Raw genomic sequence first — 16858 nt, forward strand, 5'->3', positions numbered from 1 at the left:
AAAAACGAATAATGCGAATAGTGTAGCGAGGCTGAGGCTCAGGCACAAAAGAAAAAGCCGGTGCGCACTGGCACCGGCTTTATGCTGAACAGCGTTTAGTCAAAACGCAGTTGCGGTATCACCTCTTTCACCTGAGCCAGGTAATCATTACGATCTTTACCCGTCAGGCCTTCGGTGCGCGGCAGCTTCGCCGTCAGCGGATTCACCGCCTGCTGGTTAATCCACACTTCATAGTGCAGATGCGGACCCGTAGAGCGTCCGGTATTACCCGAGAGCGCAATACGATCGCCGCGCTTCACTTTCTGCCCCGGCTGCACCAGCATTTTACGCAGGTGCATATAACGGGTGGTGTAGGTACGTCCATGACGAACCGCCACGTAATACCCTGCAGCCCCGCTGCGTTTAGCCATGACCACTTCGCCATCACCCACCGCCAGCACTGGCGTACCCTGCGGCATCGCGAAATCGACACCACGATGTGGTGCAACACGTCCGGTGACCGGGTTCAGACGACGCGGGTTGAAGTTGGAAGAGACGCGGAACTGTTTAGCCGTCGGGAAGCGCAGGAAGCCTTTCGCCAGCCCGGTACCGTTACGGTCATAAAACTTACCGTCTTCGGCGCGAATGGCGTAGTAATCTTTACCTTCGGAACGCAGGCGAACACCCACCAGCTGACTTTGCTCGCGTTTGCCATCCAGCATTTCACGGGACATCAGCACAGAGAACTCATCGCCTTTTTTCAGTTTACGGAAATCCATTTGCCACTGCATGGCCCTGATAACCGCGCTGATTTCAGCGCTGGTCAACCCGGCATCACGTGCGCTGGAGACAAAACTCGCTCCAACGGTGCCTTTCAGCACGCTGTTCACCCAGTCGCCCTGCTGCATTTCGCTGTCCATCTTGAAACCGTTTGCAGTACGCTCATAGGTGCGGGTTTCACGACGCGACACTTCCCACGTCAGGCTCTGTAAATCGCCCTCCGCGCTCAATGTCCAGGAGAGTTGCTGACCAATTTTAAGGTTGCGTAATGCTTTATCCGCGGCTGCCAGCTGGCTGATATCCCCCATTTCAATGCCGTACTGGTTCAGAACGCTGCTCAGCGTATCGCCCGTCGAGACGACATATTCATGGGTACCTGAGTCATTTTCGGTTTTATCATCCAGCTCATCCTGAGGGATGGCTTCATCTTCCTGAGCCGTCTGGTCGATGGGTTCGCTGGCCTCTGGCAGTAAAGAACGGATCTCGCTCTTTTCAAGCTCAATGGTTTTGATGATAGGGGCAGAACTTGGGTGGTACACATAGGGCCGCCAGACGGCGACCGCTAAGGTGAGAACAGTAAGCGACCCCAGCATAACGCGATGGGGTCGGGGCAAATTGTTAAATGCCAGAGCGACAGAGCGGGCTATCTGTTGCACGTATTCACTTCCTCGTTAATCTCCTTTCAGGCAGCTCGCATACTGGTTCGCCAGTTGGCTGAGGAACTGCGAATAGCTCGCTTTGCTCAACTGGATATTCGTTCCTAGCGGGTCAAGGGTTCCCATGCGCACGGATGTTCCCCTGGCCACGGCTTCTACGACCGCTGGCCTGAACTGTGGCTCAGCAAAAACGCAAGTCGCTTTTTGCTCAACCAACTGTGTTCTGATTTCATGTAAACGCTGCGCACCGGGCTGAATTTCAGGGTTGACGGTAAAGTGACCAAGTGGGGTCAGGCCGTAGTGTTTTTCGTAATAGCCATAGGCGTCATGAAAAACGAAATACCCTTTTCCTTTCAACGGTGCGAGCTCGTTACCCACCTGCTTATCGGTTGCGGCTAATTGAGCCTCAAAATCCTTCAGGTTGGCGTCTAGTTTGGCTCGACTTTGCGGCATAAGTTCCACTAATTTGTCATGGATTGCAACCGCTGAAAGCCGCGCTATCTCTGGGGAAAGCCAAAGATGCATGTTGTACTCGCCGTGATGGTGATCTCCATCACCTTTTTCACTGCTGGCATGCGCGTGGTCGTGTTCGCCACCGTCGTCATCAGCCCCTTTCATGAGCAGCGGTTTCACACCTGACAGTTCGGCAATAGTGACCTGTTTCTGTTCAGGAACCTGTTTTGCCGATTTCTGCATAAACGCTTCCATTTCCGGCCCAATCCAGACAACTAAGTCCGCGTTTTGTAAGCGTTTTACATCCGACGGCCGCAAGGAATAGTCATGTTCGGAGGCACCATCAGGCAGCAAAACCTGAGTCTCTGTCACCCCGTCTGCAATGGCCGAAGCAATGAATCCGAGCGGTTTAAGCGAAGCGACAACGGCGGCGTTACCATCTTGTGCTGTTGTACCCCAAAGAGCAGCGGATAATGCTGCGAAAAGAAGCGTATTTTTATGTAACATAATGCGACTAATCATCGTAATGAATGCGTGGAATGTGATATTATAACATTCGTTGACTTCTGCAAGCTTAAATTGACATGACGACTTTGGTTTCTCTCGAAAATATTTCGGTCTCATTCGGTCAGCGCCGCGTCCTTTCTGACGTGTCACTGGATCTGAAACCCGGCAAAATTCTGACGCTGCTCGGCCCTAATGGTGCAGGTAAATCCACGCTCGTTCGCGTAGTGCTTGGCCTGGTAAGACCTGACGAAGGCGTGATCACGCGCGAAGAAAAATTGCGTATCGGCTATGTGCCGCAAAAATTACACCTGGACGCCACGCTGCCGTTGACGGTCAGCCGCTTCCTGCGTCTTCGCCCTGGTACACATAAAGCCGACATTCTCCCGGCGCTGAAACGTGTCCAGGCGGGTCATCTTGTCGACGCCCCGTTGCAGAAACTCTCTGGTGGTGAAACCCAGCGCGTTTTACTTGCCCGTGCGCTGCTGAGCAGCCCACAGTTGCTGGTGCTGGATGAACCGACGCAGGGTGTGGATGTGAATGGTCAGGTTGCACTTTATGATTTAATCGACCAGCTGCGCCGCGAGCTTAACTGCGCGGTACTGATGGTTTCCCACGACCTGCATCTGGTGATGGCAAAAACCGACGAAGTGCTGTGTCTGAACCATCATATCTGCTGTTCCGGCACGCCGGACGTGGTGTCGACGCACCCGGAGTTTATCTCTATGTTTGGCCCCCGCGGTGCTGAACAGCTGGGAATTTATCGCCATCATCATAATCACCGCCACGATTTACAGGGACGAATTGTCCTGCGCCGGGGGAATGGACACTCATGATTGAACTGTTACTGCCCGGCTGGCTGGCCGGGATTATGCTTGCCTGCGCCGCGGGCCCGCTTGGCTCGTTTGTGGTGTGGCGCAGAATGTCCTATTTCGGCGATACCCTGGCGCATGCCTCTCTGCTCGGGGTTGCCTTTGGCCTGTTACTGGACATCAATCCGTTCTATGCGGTGATTGTGGTCACGCTGCTGCTGGCTGCCGGTCTGGTCTGGCTGGAAAAGCGCCCTCACCTCGCCATTGATACGCTGCTTGGCATTATGGCGCATAGCGCCCTGTCGCTGGGGCTGGTCGTGGTGAGTCTGATGTCCAATATCCGCGTTGACCTGATGGCCTACCTGTTTGGTGACCTGCTGGCCGTGACGCCGGAAGACCTGATTTCTATCGCCATCGGGGTTGTGGTGGTGCTGTGCATTTTGCTGTGGCAGTGGCGTAACCTGCTGGCAATGACCGTGAGCCCGGATCTGGCGTTTGTCGACGGCGTGAAACTGCAGCGCGTGAAGCTGCTACTGATGCTGGTAACTGCGTTGACCATCGGGGTAGCAATGAAATTTGTCGGTGCGCTGATTATCACCTCACTGCTGATCATTCCGGCGGCCACAGCACGTCGTTTTGCCCGTACGCCGGAGCAAATGGCGGGTGTAGCGGTTATCGTGGGGATGATTGCGGTAACAGGCGGGCTGACTTTCTCGGCATTTTATGACACACCGGCAGGCCCGTCAGTAGTGCTGTGCGCGGCGCTGCTGTTTATTTTCAGTATGATGAAGAAAACAGCAAGTTAAGACCGAGGGCGCTGATGCCCTCACCCTGGCCCTCTCCCACAGGGAGAGGGAACACAGCATTACGGCATCTCCGGTGGGGTGATCCCGAAATGATTCCACGCTCGTACCGTTGCCATACGTCCACGCGGCGTACGCTGTAAGAAGCCCTGCTGGATCAGATACGGCTCCAGTACGTCCTCAATTGTTTCACGCTCTTCACCAATTGCCGCCGCCAGATTGTCCAGCCCGACAGGGCCGCCAAAGAACTTGTCCAGTACCGCCAGCAGCAGCTTACGATCCATATAGTCGAAGCCTTCAGCATCCACATTCAGCATGTCCAGTGCCTGTGCGGCAATCTCAGCGGAAATCGAGCCATCGTGCTTCACTTCAGCAAAGTCACGCACGCGGCGCAGCAAGCGGTTAGCAATACGCGGTGTACCGCGAGAGCGTTTCGCCACTTCGAACGCCCCTTCTTCGCTCATCTCCAGCCCCATATAGCGGGCACTACGGCCAACGATATGCTGAAGGTCAGGAACCTGATAAAACTCCAGGCGCTGTACAATGCCAAAACGGTCACGCAGTGGCGAGGTTAACGACCCGGCACGCGTCGTCGCACCAATCAGGGTGAACGGCGGCAGGTCGATTTTGATAGAGCGTGCCGCCGGGCCTTCACCAATCATAATATCCAGCTGATAGTCTTCCATCGCCGGATAGAGCACCTCCTCCACCACCGGTGACAGGCGGTGGATCTCATCGATAAACAGTACATCGTGAGGTTCAAGGTTGGTCAGCATCGCCGCCAGGTCACCTGCTTTTTCCAGCACCGGGCCAGACGTGGTACGCAGGTTTACGCCCATTTCATTGGCTACAATATTCGCCAGCGTGGTTTTACCCAGGCCTGGAGGGCCAAAAATCAGCAGGTGATCGAGCGCATCGCCACGCAATTTTGCCGCCTGGATGAAAATTTCCATCTGGGAACGAACCTGTGGCTGGCCGATATACTCATCAAGCAGTTTGGGGCGGATCGCGCGATCCACCACGTCATCTGCCTGAATAGTGCCTGCCGATACCAGGCGGTCTGCTTCAATCATCCTTTACCTCACAATGCAGCGCGCAGCGCTTCACGAATCAGGGTTTCACTGCTGGCATCCGGTTTGGCGATTTTACTCACCATGCGGCTGGCCTCCTGAGGTTTATAGCCCAGTGCTACCAGCGCAGCAACCGCTTCCTGTTCGGCGTCATCCGATGCTGGCGCACCAGGAGAGGTCAGCACCAGGTCCGCCGCTGGGGTAAACAGATCGCCGTGGAGACCTTTAAAGCGGTCTTTCATCTCGACAATCAGACGCTCGGCGGTTTTCTTACCGATACCCGGCAGCTTAATCAACGCAGCGGGATCTTCGCGCTCAACGGCATTCACAAACTGTTGGGCAGACATCCCGGACAGAATAGCCAGTGCCAGCTTTGGCCCGACGCCATTGGTTTTAATCAGCTCGCGGAACAGCGTACGTTCCTGCTTGTTATTAAAGCCGTACAGCAACTGGGCATCTTCACGCACCACAAACTGGGTAAAGACAATCGCCTCTTTACCCGCGTCCGGCAGCTCATAGAAGCAGGTCATTGGCATATGGACTTCATAGCCCACGCCACCTACTTCCAGCAGCACTAACGGGGGTTGTTTTTCAATGATGATGCCTCTGAGTCTGCCTATCACGTGACGCTCCTGCGTTCTGGAAGAAATTAACTGCCGACGTATACCCTAAATAATTCGAGTTGCAGGACAAAACGCCTTTAGCGTTTTGAACAGCGCTTGCGCTGGCCCCGAAGGGGAGAGGCCATAGGCCGAGTCACGCGGCAAGGGAGTGAATCCCCTGGAGCTTACACCAGTAAGTGACTGGGGTGAGCGAGTGCAGCCAACGCACATGCAGCTTGAATTATGACGGGTATAATAAAAAAAGGCTGGATAAACATCCAGCCTGATTTCTCATTATCGTAACCTGCCTCGCGCCAGATTGAGCCGCGACTCGCTCATTTGCATCGCGTTCTGGCTGACATGACAGTGGGTTATCGCAATGGCCAGCGCATCGGCGGCATCGGCCTGTGGGTTCGCGGGAAGCTTCAGCAAGGTGCGCACCATGTGCTGTACCTGACTTTTCTCCGCGCTACCAATCCCCACCACCGTCTGCTTAACCTGTCGTGCCGCGTATTCAAATACCGGAAGATCCTGGTTCACGGCAGCAACAATGGCCACGCCGCGTGCCTGGCCGAGCTTTAACGCCGAATCGGCGTTTTTCGCCATAAAGACCTGCTCGATGGCGAAATAGTCCGGCTGAAACTGGGTGATAATCTCCGTCACGCCTACATAAATGAGCTTCAGGCGGGACGGTAAATCGTCAACTTTGGTGCGAATACAACCGCTGCCCAGGTAGGTTAACTGGCGTCCAACCTGACGGATGACGCCATAACCGGTGACGCGCGAGCCGGGGTCTATCCCGAGGATAATCGACATCACGCGTCTCCTGTAACGATAAAATTAAGCCACGCCATTACAGCGTAGCCGCAACCTCATCAGAGATTTCACCGTTGTGATACACTTCCTGCACGTCATCGCAATCTTCGAGCATGTCGATCAGACGCAGCAGTTTCGGTGCTGTTTCAGCATCCATATCCGCTTTGGTTGACGGGATCATAGACACTTCAGCGTTGTCCGCTTTCAGGCCAGCCGCTTCCAGGGCGTCACGCACTGCACCCATCTCTTCCCACGCGGTGTACACGTCGATAGCACCATCATCGAAGGTCACAACGTCTTCAGCACCGGCTTCCAGCGCCGCTTCCATGATCACATCTTCATCACCTTTCTCGAAGGAGATCACGCCTTTTTTGCTGAACAGGTACGCTACAGAACCGTCGGTACCCAGGTTGCCACCGGTTTTGCTGAACGCATGACGCACTTCCGCAACGGTACGGTTACGGTTGTCAGACAGACATTCAACCATTACCGCAGTACCGCCAGGGCCGTAACCTTCATAAATGATGGTTTCCATGTTCGCGTCTTCGTCACCGCCCACGCCACGTGCGATAGCACGGTTCAGGGTGTCACGCGTCATGTTGTTAGACAGCGCTTTATCAATAGCCGCACGCAGACGTGGGTTAGAACCCGCATCGCCGCCACCCAGACGTGCTGCCGTTACCAGCTCACGAATGATTTTGGTAAAGATCTTACCGCGCTTGGCATCCTGTGCCGCTTTGCGGTGTTTGGTGTTGGCCCACTTACTATGACCTGCCATAAAAAGTTCTCCAAAAATCGCGCCTTCTCAGGCAGCGTTAATTACAAATTCTTCAATCGCCTGCCGGTTGCTCCACGACTTGGTTAGCGCGGCGGCATCCGCCGCATTCACCCAACGGTAGGCCAGGTGTTCGGTGAACACGACCTCCCGTTCGCGGGGGAGCGCAAGGCAGAACCACGATTCCGTATTGCGCTCAATACCCGGAGCATAGCGATGACGTAAATGGCTAAAAATTTCAAACTCCACCGTGCGCTGACAGTCCTTCAGGGTCAGTTGCTCGCAAGCAACATCAATGGTGACCTCTTCCTTTACTTCGCGCGCGGCGGCCTGCAACGCGGTTTCCCCCTCTTCCAGACTGCCGGTAACCGACTGCCAGAAATCAGGGTCATCGCGCCGCTGCAACATCAGCACCCGCTTCGTGTCCTGGGCGTAGATTACAACTAAGACAGAAACGGGACGCTTATATGCCATATCAGTTTTTCTCTTCCTTTTTCACCACGTCAATGCCCAGCTCAGCCAGAGAGGCCGGGTTGGCAAAGCTTGGCGCTTCGGTCATCAGACACGCCGCAGCGGTGGTTTTCGGGAAGGCGATAACGTCACGAATGTTGTCAGTGCCGGTCAGCAGCATGGTCAGACGGTCAAGACCGAATGCCAGGCCTGCGTGCGGAGGCGTACCGTATTTCAGCGCGTCCAGCAGGAAGCCAAATTTCTCGCGCTGCTCTTGCTCGTTGATGCCCAGAATGCCAAACACGGTCTGCTGCATTTCGCCGCTGTGAATACGCACAGAGCCACCGCCAACTTCGTAGCCGTTGATGACCATATCGTAGGCATTTGCCACCGCGTCTTCTGGTGCCGCTTTCAGCTCTGCCGCAGTCATATCTTTTGGCGAGGTGAACGGGTGGTGCATTGCGGTCAGGCCGCCTTCACCGTCGTCTTCAAACATTGGGAAGTCGATAACCCACAGCGGAGCCCATTTGGTTTCGTCGGTCAGGCTCAGGTCTTTACCCAGCTTCAGACGCAGTGCGCCCATCGCATCAGCAACGACTTTCTTGTTGTCTGCGCCGAAGAAGATCATGTCGCCGTCCTGCGCGCCAGTGCGCTCAAGGATCGCTTCCACGATGTCCGCGTTCAGGAACTTCGCCACCGGGCTGGTAATGCCTTCCAGGCCTTTTGCACGCTCGGTCACTTTAATATAAGCCAGACCTTTCGCACCGTAGATCTTGATGAAGTTGCCGTAGTCGTCAATCTGCTTACGGCTTAAGCTCGCACCGCCTGGTACACGCAAGGCAGCAACACGACCTTTCGCATCGTTAGCCGGGCCTGCGAACACGGCGAATTCAACGGCTTTCACCAGGTCTGCCACGTCCACCAGCTCCATCGGGTTACGCAGGTCTGGTTTATCAGATCCATAGCGACGTTCTGCTTCGGCGAAGGTCATGATTGGGAAATCACCCAGCTCAACGCCCTTCACGTCGTTCCACAGACTACGCACCAGCGCTTCCATCACTTCACGCACCTGCCCGGCGGTCATGAAGGAGGTTTCTACGTCGATCTGGGTAAATTCAGGCTGACGGTCAGCACGCAGGTCTTCGTCACGGAAGCATTTTACGATCTGATAGTAGCGGTCAAAACCGGACATCATCAGCAGCTGTTTGAACAGCTGTGGAGACTGTGGCAACGCGTAGAACTTGCCTTTATGAACGCGTGAAGGGACCAGATAATCGCGCGCGCCTTCTGGCGTGGCTTTGGTCAGCATCGGGGTTTCGATGTCGAGGAAACCGTGGTCATCCATAAAGCGACGTACCAGGCTGGTAATTTTCGCACGGGTTTTCAGGCGCTGAGCCATTTCCGGACGACGCAGATCCAGGTAGCGATACTTCAGACGCGCTTCTTCGGTGTTGACGTGGTTAGAGTCCAGCGGCAGCGCTTCAGCACGGTTGATGATAACCAGATCGGACGCCAGCACTTCAATTGCGCCGGTTGCCATGTCGGTGTTGACGTTTTTCTCGTCACGCGCACGCACGGTGCCGGTCACCTGAATGCAGAACTCATTACGCAGCTCAGAAGCCAGCTTCAACGCGTCCGCACGATCCGGATCGAAGAACACCTGAACGATACCTTCGCGGTCGCGCATATCGATGAAGATAAGGCTACCAAGATCACGTCGACGGTTGACCCAACCACACAGGGTGACCTGCTGTCCGACGTGGGACTGACGCAGCTGCCCGCAATATTCTGTACGCATGAGATATCCCTTAATTAGCCGCAGGCTAAATGTTGCCTGGTATGCAGGCTACTATGTCGCAGCTTTCTGTATGTCACAACTGGATGAAAAAAGGCGGCTATTATACTGGAAATTCCGCCGGACGATAAGAGCGAAGCACGCCAGACGCACGTTTGCTGCGCTCTTATTGCGCATTCTCACAAAAATTAACAAAATTATCCGACCCACAGCAGGGCACAACGTCGTAAGGTGTAGCCCAGGTTGTTTATTTAACTGGAGTTATTATGTTTACACTCGATGCCACCAGAACTGCACTTGTGGTGATTGACCTGCAGGAAGGGATCCTCCCCTTTGCCGGCGGCCCGCATACCGCTGACAGTGTGGTCAGCCGTGCCGCCCGCCTGGCGGAAAAATGCCGTGCCAGCGGTGCACCTGTTGTCATGGTTCGCGTCGGTTGGTCTGCGGATTTCGCCGAAGCGTTAAAACAGCCTGTTGACGCCCAGCCAGCGGCGCGAGCTCTGCCAGAGAACTGGTGGACGTATCCGGCATCGCTTGGTAAATGCGACAGCGATATTGAAGTGACAAAACGCCAGTGGGGCGCATTCTACGGTACCGACCTGGAACTACAGCTGCGTCGTCGTGGCATAGACACCATCATCCTGTGCGGGATTTCCACCAACATTGGTGTAGAGTCCACCGCCCGTAACGCCTGGGAGTTGGGCTTTAACCTGGTGATCGCCGAAGATGCGTGCAGCGCAGGCTCAACGGATCAGCACCAGGGTAGCATGACCCACATCTTCCCACGCATCGGTCGCGTGCGCAGCACAGATGAAATCTTAAGCGCCTTATGATGTACGTGGGCCTGCCTCAATGGTCGCACCCCAAATGGGTGCACCTTGGCATCACCAGCCTTGAAGAGTATGCCCGACACTTTAACTGTGTTGAAGGCAATACCACGCTTTATGCCCTCCCCAGAGCAGAAATTGTTGAGCGTTGGCGTGAACAGACTACCGATGATTTCCGCTTTTGCTTTAAGTTTCCGGCCACCATTTCGCATAACGCTGCGCTGCGTAACTGCGGCGATTTGACCGAAGAATTTTTCAGCCGCATGGTGCCACTGGCTAATCGTATCGGCCAGTACTGGCTCCAGCTTCCTGCGACGTTTGGCCCGCGTGACCTGCCCGCACTCTGGCCGTTTCTCGACGCCCTGCCCCGGGAATTTACTTATGGTGTGGAAGTCAGGCATCCTGAATTTTTTGCCAAAGGTGAGGCCGAAAAAGCCCTTAATCGCGGTCTGCATGACCGCTTGGTCAACCGGGTGATCCTGAAGAGACCTTTCTATTAATACACTATAAAGATGGGATTTGTAGCGGGGGTATTAAGCGGCTTCAAGCAGATGAGACAGAGCAATCATTCGGATTCGTTCTTGCGTGTAGCCTGCCAAACGGTATTTCTGAACCAACGAGTAACCAATCTCATCAAGACGGTTAAGCGCCTTATCAGACAGCTTCACAATGATGTTATTTCGGGTATCTCCACCTTCACAGTGAAACGGTGCTCTTGCTGCTGAAGCGGTTACACGTGCAATCTGTGGTTTAGGCTTTGGCGGCTGTCTACGTGTCTTTGAGCAATCAACACAACTTCCCGATGAGGCATAACGGATAAGTGAGCCGCAATGAATACACGGCTTATCAGGGTTAATAAATGTCTCAGCCATTAGTTAGTAACCCCTCTAAATAGTCTGTGATTCGGGCTTGCTGGCAACGGGTTGAACCATCGTTTGAACGACGAACCAGCTTATCAAATAATTGAGGGTGGATTTTTCCAACCAGATTGTGACCAACAATCAGACGCCTTTCAGCGTCATAGTAAGTAATCGGGGCGTCAATTCTATTTTCCATTATCAGCCCCCGCTTACCATCTGTTTAATAGCCTCTTTCAAGGCTGCATCTCTTTGCTGTTCAATTGTTGGCTTAGGCTTCACCTTGTAAGTAGTGACCGCTTTAGCTGGCTTGACAGTTGGTTTAGGCTTATTGCCTGAAGCAAGCAGCTTATAAGTTGATTCACTGATTTCTGTTTGACCATTGAAATATCTGTATTCCATCGAGTCAGTAAGATGATTATAGCTGCCACGTTTGGACAGCCCTTTCATTGAAATACTCATTATTTGGTCACCTCTTCAGAATCGGTTACAATCACGCTCAGGTAATCAGTAAAGTCTTTTACAGCATCCAGAGCTTTACGAGCTTCAATAACAATTTTGTTTCGCTGGTGGACAGCTTCAGAGGCTTTTACCTTCAAACGCTCAATCATCTTATCAATTGTTGATTCAGCTTCTGCTTTAGCTTTATCTGTGATTTCCTGAAGAGGATTATCTTTAGCGTTCTTTGGCATACGGATAAAGGTAACCATTCCAACAGATACACGGTGTACCATAAAGCCAGCATCAGCCATGCTCTCAATTACCTGCTGTTGGTTAGTCGGGTAAACCTGTTTCACAATGAATCCATGACGTTCTGAAGGATTAGCAAGATATTCAGCAGCTTTCTGATTAATCAGCACTGAGCGGGACTCTATAGCGTCCCGATACTCAACTTCAGCTTTAGACATCTTTTCAGAAGCCTGTTGTACTTTCGGAAAATACAGCTTTTCAACATGCTGCTTTTGTTCGAATGGTAACAGGTGACTGATTGAAGCTACTGGTTGGTTAATTGATACAGCTTGATTTAAAGTGGTCATTATTAATTACTCTTAGTCTGGTTTGCTTAGATTTCAGAAAGCACAAAACCGCATCCAGCCAACTTAATGTTACGGGACACGGTTCAATGTTTTCAAATTAGGTTGTTCATCTTCTCAAGAGGAATTCCCGTCACTCATTCGGGATGGATGCCTAAGAAGATAAACAGAAGGAAACTGAGGAATTAGAAATAATCGGTGATTGATGGATAGTGAATATCTCTAACTCATATAACCATTCTGTCATATATTAACAAATTGTCAACGGTTATTTTTAATTCTTTCACTGATTGATTTGATGAGTAATAAGCGAGTGGCTTTAGTCATCATCCTTTTGATGTGATATTTCTTATTCGGGATTGGGTTAATCAAATCACCAATCTTTCTTAATTCAGTATGGATAGTGTGACAGGTCTTTCCTGTTACTTTGTAATATGTCTTCATTCATAATCGAACCTTTTTCAATACAAATAAAAAAGGACTCCGAAGAGTCCCTTTTACATTGCTTTCTCAAAATACCTCTTGACCTGTACCAGTTGATTTTTTGATTAAGCAAACCAGATAAAACAATTATCACATGATAATCTTAATCTGTAAAACTCAAACAGTCATTAATCGCCCAAATGTTCAGCGTTAATATTCAGGTCTTCAAAGCCACCAGTTAAAACCTGTGTCTGGAACGTCCCAATTTTCTGACTATCCATATTCACACTGATATTGATTCTTTGGTCATTCCTAATAGTTGTCTGAGCAGGGTTATACATTGACGGTACAGCAAATGTATTAGCCTGACCGGACAGCGCATTGTTACCCTGAAGCCAGTCACCCAATGAACCCATAGCACGTGTGAACGGGCTATTAGTGATAGAATCACCATCCTGAGCACCCAACACTTTAGAAGGGTTAGCAAGCCAGTTAAGAGCTTTAGCAATCGGGTTATCAGTCCCTACAGCATTTGGGTACTTCTGTTCAACTCCTGAAGCATCAACCGCATCATGAGCAACCAGAGCGACACCAACAGGCCCAGCTAAACGGGATGCACCCTTGAGTAATCCACCTGCACCAGCAGCCGCACCAGCTTCAGCACCACCACCTAACAGAGCACTTAACCATTTCAGCTTGTTAGCCACACCAGCGATAGACTTAACCAGAGCAAGAACACCAGCAGCCCCGATAGCGAACTGTTCAGCAGAATCAACCAGTTTCTTTTGACCGTCTGACAAGTCATCGTACCATGCTGAAGTTCTGAGAATTAACGCTGAGAGTTTACGGCTCCACTCATCTACATGGTCAACCGCTCCAGAGGTCATAGAAGCGACCTTTCCGAGGATGTGACCTAAAGCCTCTGCGATTGGGGAAGCATCGTTGAGCATGTTAGCTACTGAGGCGTTAAACAGGCCTAAGCCCTTTTCAGAGGATGTGAAAGCCTTGTTAAGGTCATTCTCCATCGCTGCTTTAACTCGTCCGATACCAGTTACAGCCATTTGTGATACACGGTCTAACCCCCCTGCTTCATCAGCCATTTTCTTCATCTGAGCAGATACACGGGGAAGAACGTCTTTAGACAGTAACTTACCGTTACTCATGAGCTTATCAAGCTGCTGAGTGTTTACACCCAAAGCATCAGCGAACATCTGTTCAGCACCCGGTAAACGGTCACCTAACTGGCCTCTGAGTTCTTCAGCCTGTACACGTCCCTTAGATGCCATCTGTGTGAATGCTGTCATGATGCCTTTAAGCTGTTCAGCATCCAGACCACGAATACGACCAAACGTTGCAGCGTTCTTATAGAAGTCCTGTGTACCCTGATAGCCTAACGAATTCTGAGCACCAGCAGCAAAGCCAGTGTACTGTTTCAAGGTCTCAGTGACACCCTGTCCGATTTGGTCAGAGAACTGAGCGGCAAATGTCTTAGCGTCTTTCGATTGGCCTTTAAAGACAGCTTCAGCGGAGAGATTCACACCTTCACGGGCTACACCTGTTTCAACCACCTTACGGACTGCTTCAAATGTCCCGTATAAGGCCGCTGAAACGCTTACCAGACGCCCGAATGAGCTTGATAACCCATCTGCATTAAATACCTGTTTACGGTTCTGAGAAGCCCATTTAGAAGCGCTGTCAGTGGCTGCACGGAGAGCTAAACGGAACTGGTTCAGGCTGGCTGAGGGGTTGGCTAGTGCGTCATCACGGAGTCCGTGAATCTGCTGGCGTAATTTCATCGCCCTTGCTTGTCCAGCTGAACCCATACCCTCAAGACGTCTGGTCAGATTCGAATAGAACTGAGTATTAGCAAGTGAACGGATTGAATTAGAAGCTGTTAAATCTGAGCCTCTGCCTTGTGGCTTTCCGGCTGGTGGATTCAAGCGACCTTTTCCTTTAGCCCCGTAAGCGTCCTGATACATCTCTTTAATGCGCTTTGCAGAAGCCTTAGCAGCATTCTCTACAGACTTCACCGATGATTTACCAGCTTCATCAAAATTCATGCTCTTTGAGAATGCACGGTTAATTTGTTTTGATGCGTTATTAGCGGATTGAATCACACTATTGAAATTACCCTTTGGGGTAAATGCACGGTTAAGGTTCTTTTCAATTCGTTCAGCGACTTTTAATGTTCTGCTTTCGAGGCGTTGAAGATTCTTTGAAACGTTCTCGTTAAAACCTAATTGGATGATGAATTCATCGACTGTATAGTTAGCCATTAGTCATATTGGTTACCTCGTATTCATTCCAGATTAAATCTGTCATTGCATCGTGTGCTTTGAGTACCATTTCATAGATTAGTGCAGCACCCATCAGTGATAGCCCTTGACCGCTGAAGAATGTAGCAATAGTGATTTGGTTAATCTCTGGAAGAGTTTTCAGGACGGTCAAGCATAACTCTGGTTCAGATACCGAATTAAAAATTGCGTCTGTTAAATCGGGATGCGGTACAGGATTGTTTAGCATATTCAAAAATCGGTTTTTCATTTAACTGCCTCAATGTGTTTTACGTAAGACTTCAGAATCATACTTTCCAGAGTCTTTCTGATTGTTGTTTCAGCGGTGACGGCTGTCAGCTTCACAAGTTGATTATCTGTCTTTTTAATTCGGACTGCTTTTGTCTTGCTCATTTAAATTACTCCTTTGATAATCAGAGTGATGACTTGTGGAATACTTACTTCAAAGTGTTCAGCCAGTGCTTTTAATTGCTGGTAAGCTGGTTCACCGATATGTGTTAATGTGTGGTTCATTGTTATGCTGCCTTTTGAATGTGTAAATCAAGGATGTCTTCTAATTCCCTGTCAGAATCGAATCTATCGTTTTCATAGTCACTGTTAAACATCACCTGAATTTCGCCTTTATCATGGCAATGTTCAATCATTATGATTGCTAACTGTAATGCCTGAGTAATATCATTACACCAGCTTTTACTAAAGCCTGTTTCATCCTCTACAGCGGCTGCTGTAATAACGCCTAATCGCTTCATTAAATTAAAGCAGAAAAATGGGGATAGCTTATCTGGACAGCTATTAACGCAACCGGTGAATACATCCTCAACTTTTGAAGGAAGGTTACTTACTGAGTCTTTATCAATAAAATATTGCTGAAGTGTATTCTCCATAGCCTTACGGGGTGTTCCTCTTCTGCGGTAAGGTTTAGTGCTTGCAGGTAATGGTTTATTGAAGCTGGTGTAACCTAATTCGATGAGGGTGTTTTTAAGAGATTCGCGGTATTCGGGGGTATCTATTAAATCGTGGTCATCTGAGAAGAAGCCTTTACCTGTGATTGGCTTTCCAGCCGGAGTCTTGACTCCATTGAATACTTTAGCTTTGTACATTACATAGTGGATACCTCAATTCGTTATCTAATAAACCATACTAATCTAAATTTAACATTTTGTCAACATTATTAACAATTTGTGACAGGCGCTTTTAGATTTCAGTCAACCAAAAACATCTTATAAATCAACGATATGGAAGTCCGGTATATATATAACTGGCAGGATACTTTTCAGGTGCTTGGGAATGGTTACTTTTCAGAGATTGCGTATGCAGGGCTGGTATAGGGTGTTTGCGGTAGGTTCTCCCGCCCAAAGGGGGAACCGTTGAACCGCGTTAGAAGGTGGTTGTACAGATTGATTGAAAAGGAATTTTAAGAGGGCTAACGCCCTGAATCACCATGATTTATTTACATCAACCGATTGTAATTGATTGTTTTTTATGCTACCCTAAAAACCTCTTAACAGATTCTTTTTGTTCTTTGTTTTTCATCTTCTTGTCTCTGAGTATCTTTTAAGAGTTCTTTAAAGAAGCCCTTCTAACCTCACCTTGCTTCGCTCATCGGTGATTCTGGTTACACCTTGCAGCCTTGACAGTAAATCACATCGGGATCCGTGAAAGAGGCTTTGAAGCTGGTGGATGAATTTTCACAAATATTATTTTTCTAAAAAATTTCCAGACCTATTTTTATTTCAGCTTTACCAGAAACTTTCAGCATATCTAGAGCAACTTTTAAGATTTTGTATAGTCTGAATCTCTCTGCTTGGTAGCGCCCTTTTCAAAGATTCCATACCAATGGCAAAAAATGAACATATCTGAGCCTATACAGCGTTCTAAGCGATTATTTAATGATGGCAACCCTAACCTATAGCTTAATTTAAAGGCCG

General features: G+C 50.3%; 19 protein-coding genes and 1 pseudogene. 4 read left to right on the forward strand and 16 right to left on the reverse strand.

Translation table 11 applies throughout. From position 1 onward, the window contains the following. Positions 1-95: 95 nt before the first annotated feature. A complete protein-coding gene (mepM, locus tag ACHHZ6_RS01390; RefSeq protein WP_182271812.1) occupies positions 96-1415 on the reverse strand; it encodes a murein DD-endopeptidase MepM in 1320 nt (439 codons plus the stop codon). 15 nt (positions 1416-1430) lie between these two features. Continuing rightward, a complete protein-coding gene (znuA, locus tag ACHHZ6_RS01395; RefSeq protein ID WP_182271813.1) occupies positions 1431-2375 on the reverse strand; it encodes a zinc ABC transporter substrate-binding protein ZnuA in 945 nt (314 codons plus the stop codon). A 77-nt stretch (positions 2376-2452) separates the two neighbouring features. Between znuA and znuC the strand changes: the two genes are divergently transcribed. Then, positions 2453-3208: a zinc ABC transporter ATP-binding protein ZnuC gene (znuC, locus tag ACHHZ6_RS01400; RefSeq protein WP_182271814.1), complete on the forward strand. Its 756-nt coding sequence runs from the start codon at positions 2453-2455 to the stop codon at positions 3206-3208. Continuing rightward, the gene (gene znuB, locus ACHHZ6_RS01405; RefSeq protein WP_182271815.1) at positions 3205-3990 is read left to right on the forward strand and encodes a zinc ABC transporter permease subunit ZnuB; all 786 of its coding nucleotides are present in this window, start codon (positions 3205-3207) and stop codon (positions 3988-3990) included. Before znuC ends, znuB begins: the two co-directional genes overlap by 4 nt. 59 nt (positions 3991-4049) lie before the next feature. On the opposite strand, the gene ruvB is transcribed toward znuB, so the two are convergent. The 6 genes from ruvB to aspS all read right to left on the reverse strand — a co-directional run bounded on the left by ruvB (position 4050) and on the right by aspS (position 9498). Then, positions 4050-5060, reverse strand: a complete 1011-nt coding sequence (gene ruvB / locus ACHHZ6_RS01410; protein ID WP_182271816.1) for a Holliday junction branch migration DNA helicase RuvB — start codon at positions 5058-5060, stop codon at positions 4050-4052. An 8-nt stretch (positions 5061-5068) separates the two neighbouring features. Continuing rightward, positions 5069-5680 (reverse strand): Holliday junction branch migration protein RuvA, encoded by a 612-nt coding sequence (gene ruvA / locus ACHHZ6_RS01415; RefSeq protein ID WP_182271817.1) that lies wholly within the window; start codon positions 5678-5680, stop codon positions 5069-5071. Positions 5681-5953: 273 nt separating this feature from the next. Beyond that, positions 5954-6475 carry a crossover junction endodeoxyribonuclease RuvC gene (ruvC, locus tag ACHHZ6_RS01420; protein ID WP_395121631.1) on the reverse strand — a complete coding sequence of 174 codons (522 nt, stop codon included), beginning with the start codon at positions 6473-6475 and terminating at the stop codon, positions 5954-5956. A 37-nt stretch (positions 6476-6512) separates the two neighbouring features. Beyond that, on the reverse strand, positions 6513-7253 hold the full coding sequence (locus ACHHZ6_RS01425) for a YebC/PmpR family DNA-binding transcriptional regulator (RefSeq protein ID WP_182271818.1): 741 nt from the start codon (positions 7251-7253) through the stop codon (positions 6513-6515). Between the two features lie 27 nt (positions 7254-7280). Beyond that, complete coding sequence (gene nudB, locus ACHHZ6_RS01430; RefSeq protein WP_182919884.1) at positions 7281-7724, reverse strand: dihydroneopterin triphosphate diphosphatase; 444 nt, start codon at positions 7722-7724, stop codon at positions 7281-7283. A gap of 1 nt (position 7725) precedes the next feature. Then, positions 7726-9498, reverse strand: coding sequence for an aspartate--tRNA ligase (aspS, locus tag ACHHZ6_RS01435; protein ID WP_182919883.1), 1773 nt, complete (start codon positions 9496-9498; stop codon positions 7726-7728). A gap of 263 nt (positions 9499-9761) precedes the next feature. On the opposite strand from aspS, the gene ACHHZ6_RS01440 reads away from it, so the two are divergent. Both ACHHZ6_RS01440 and ACHHZ6_RS01445 read left to right on the forward strand, forming a co-directional pair. Continuing rightward, the gene (locus ACHHZ6_RS01440) at positions 9762-10328 is read left to right on the forward strand and encodes a hydrolase (RefSeq protein WP_182271819.1); all 567 of its coding nucleotides are present in this window, start codon (positions 9762-9764) and stop codon (positions 10326-10328) included. Next, positions 10325-10819: pseudogene (locus ACHHZ6_RS01445) on the forward strand (DUF72 domain-containing protein); the annotation flags it as partial. The gene ACHHZ6_RS01440 and the pseudogene ACHHZ6_RS01445, both read left to right, overlap by 4 nt. 36 nt (positions 10820-10855) lie before the next feature. Here the strand turns inward: ACHHZ6_RS01445 and ACHHZ6_RS01450 are convergent. The 8 genes from ACHHZ6_RS01450 to ACHHZ6_RS01485 all read right to left on the reverse strand — a co-directional run bounded on the left by ACHHZ6_RS01450 (position 10856) and on the right by ACHHZ6_RS01485 (position 16030). After that, positions 10856-11194 (reverse strand): hypothetical protein, encoded by a 339-nt coding sequence (locus ACHHZ6_RS01450; RefSeq protein WP_139834912.1) that lies wholly within the window; start codon positions 11192-11194, stop codon positions 10856-10858. Continuing rightward, positions 11187-11378, reverse strand: coding sequence for a hypothetical protein (locus ACHHZ6_RS01455; protein WP_075212230.1), 192 nt, complete (start codon positions 11376-11378; stop codon positions 11187-11189). The genes ACHHZ6_RS01450 and ACHHZ6_RS01455 overlap by 8 nt, the downstream gene beginning before the upstream one ends. A 2-nt stretch (positions 11379-11380) precedes the next feature. Continuing rightward, a complete protein-coding gene (locus tag ACHHZ6_RS01460; protein WP_319852951.1) occupies positions 11381-11641 on the reverse strand; it encodes a hypothetical protein in 261 nt (86 codons plus the stop codon). Then, complete coding sequence (locus tag ACHHZ6_RS01465) at positions 11641-12216, reverse strand: hypothetical protein (protein ID WP_319852952.1); 576 nt, start codon at positions 12214-12216, stop codon at positions 11641-11643. Before ACHHZ6_RS01465 ends, ACHHZ6_RS01460 begins: the two co-directional genes overlap by 1 nt. A 608-nt stretch (positions 12217-12824) precedes the next feature. Next, positions 12825-14912: a tape measure protein gene (locus ACHHZ6_RS01470; protein ID WP_085827272.1), complete on the reverse strand. Its 2088-nt coding sequence runs from the start codon at positions 14910-14912 to the stop codon at positions 12825-12827. Beyond that, a complete protein-coding gene (locus tag ACHHZ6_RS01475; protein ID WP_032667374.1) occupies positions 14905-15180 on the reverse strand; it encodes a hypothetical protein in 276 nt (91 codons plus the stop codon). Before ACHHZ6_RS01475 ends, ACHHZ6_RS01470 begins: the two co-directional genes overlap by 8 nt. After that, complete coding sequence (locus tag ACHHZ6_RS01480) at positions 15177-15323, reverse strand: hypothetical protein (RefSeq protein WP_164076823.1); 147 nt, start codon at positions 15321-15323, stop codon at positions 15177-15179. The genes ACHHZ6_RS01475 and ACHHZ6_RS01480 overlap by 4 nt, the downstream gene beginning before the upstream one ends. Before the next feature lie 122 nt (positions 15324-15445). Then, positions 15446-16030: a hypothetical protein gene (locus tag ACHHZ6_RS01485; protein ID WP_085866118.1), complete on the reverse strand. Its 585-nt coding sequence runs from the start codon at positions 16028-16030 to the stop codon at positions 15446-15448. Positions 16031-16858 lie beyond the last annotated feature (828 nt).

Source organism: Enterobacter cloacae complex sp. 2024EL-00214 (assembly GCF_043945575.1).
In the GTDB taxonomy this organism is placed as follows: Bacteria; Pseudomonadota; Gammaproteobacteria; order Enterobacterales; family Enterobacteriaceae; genus Enterobacter; species Enterobacter cloacae_P.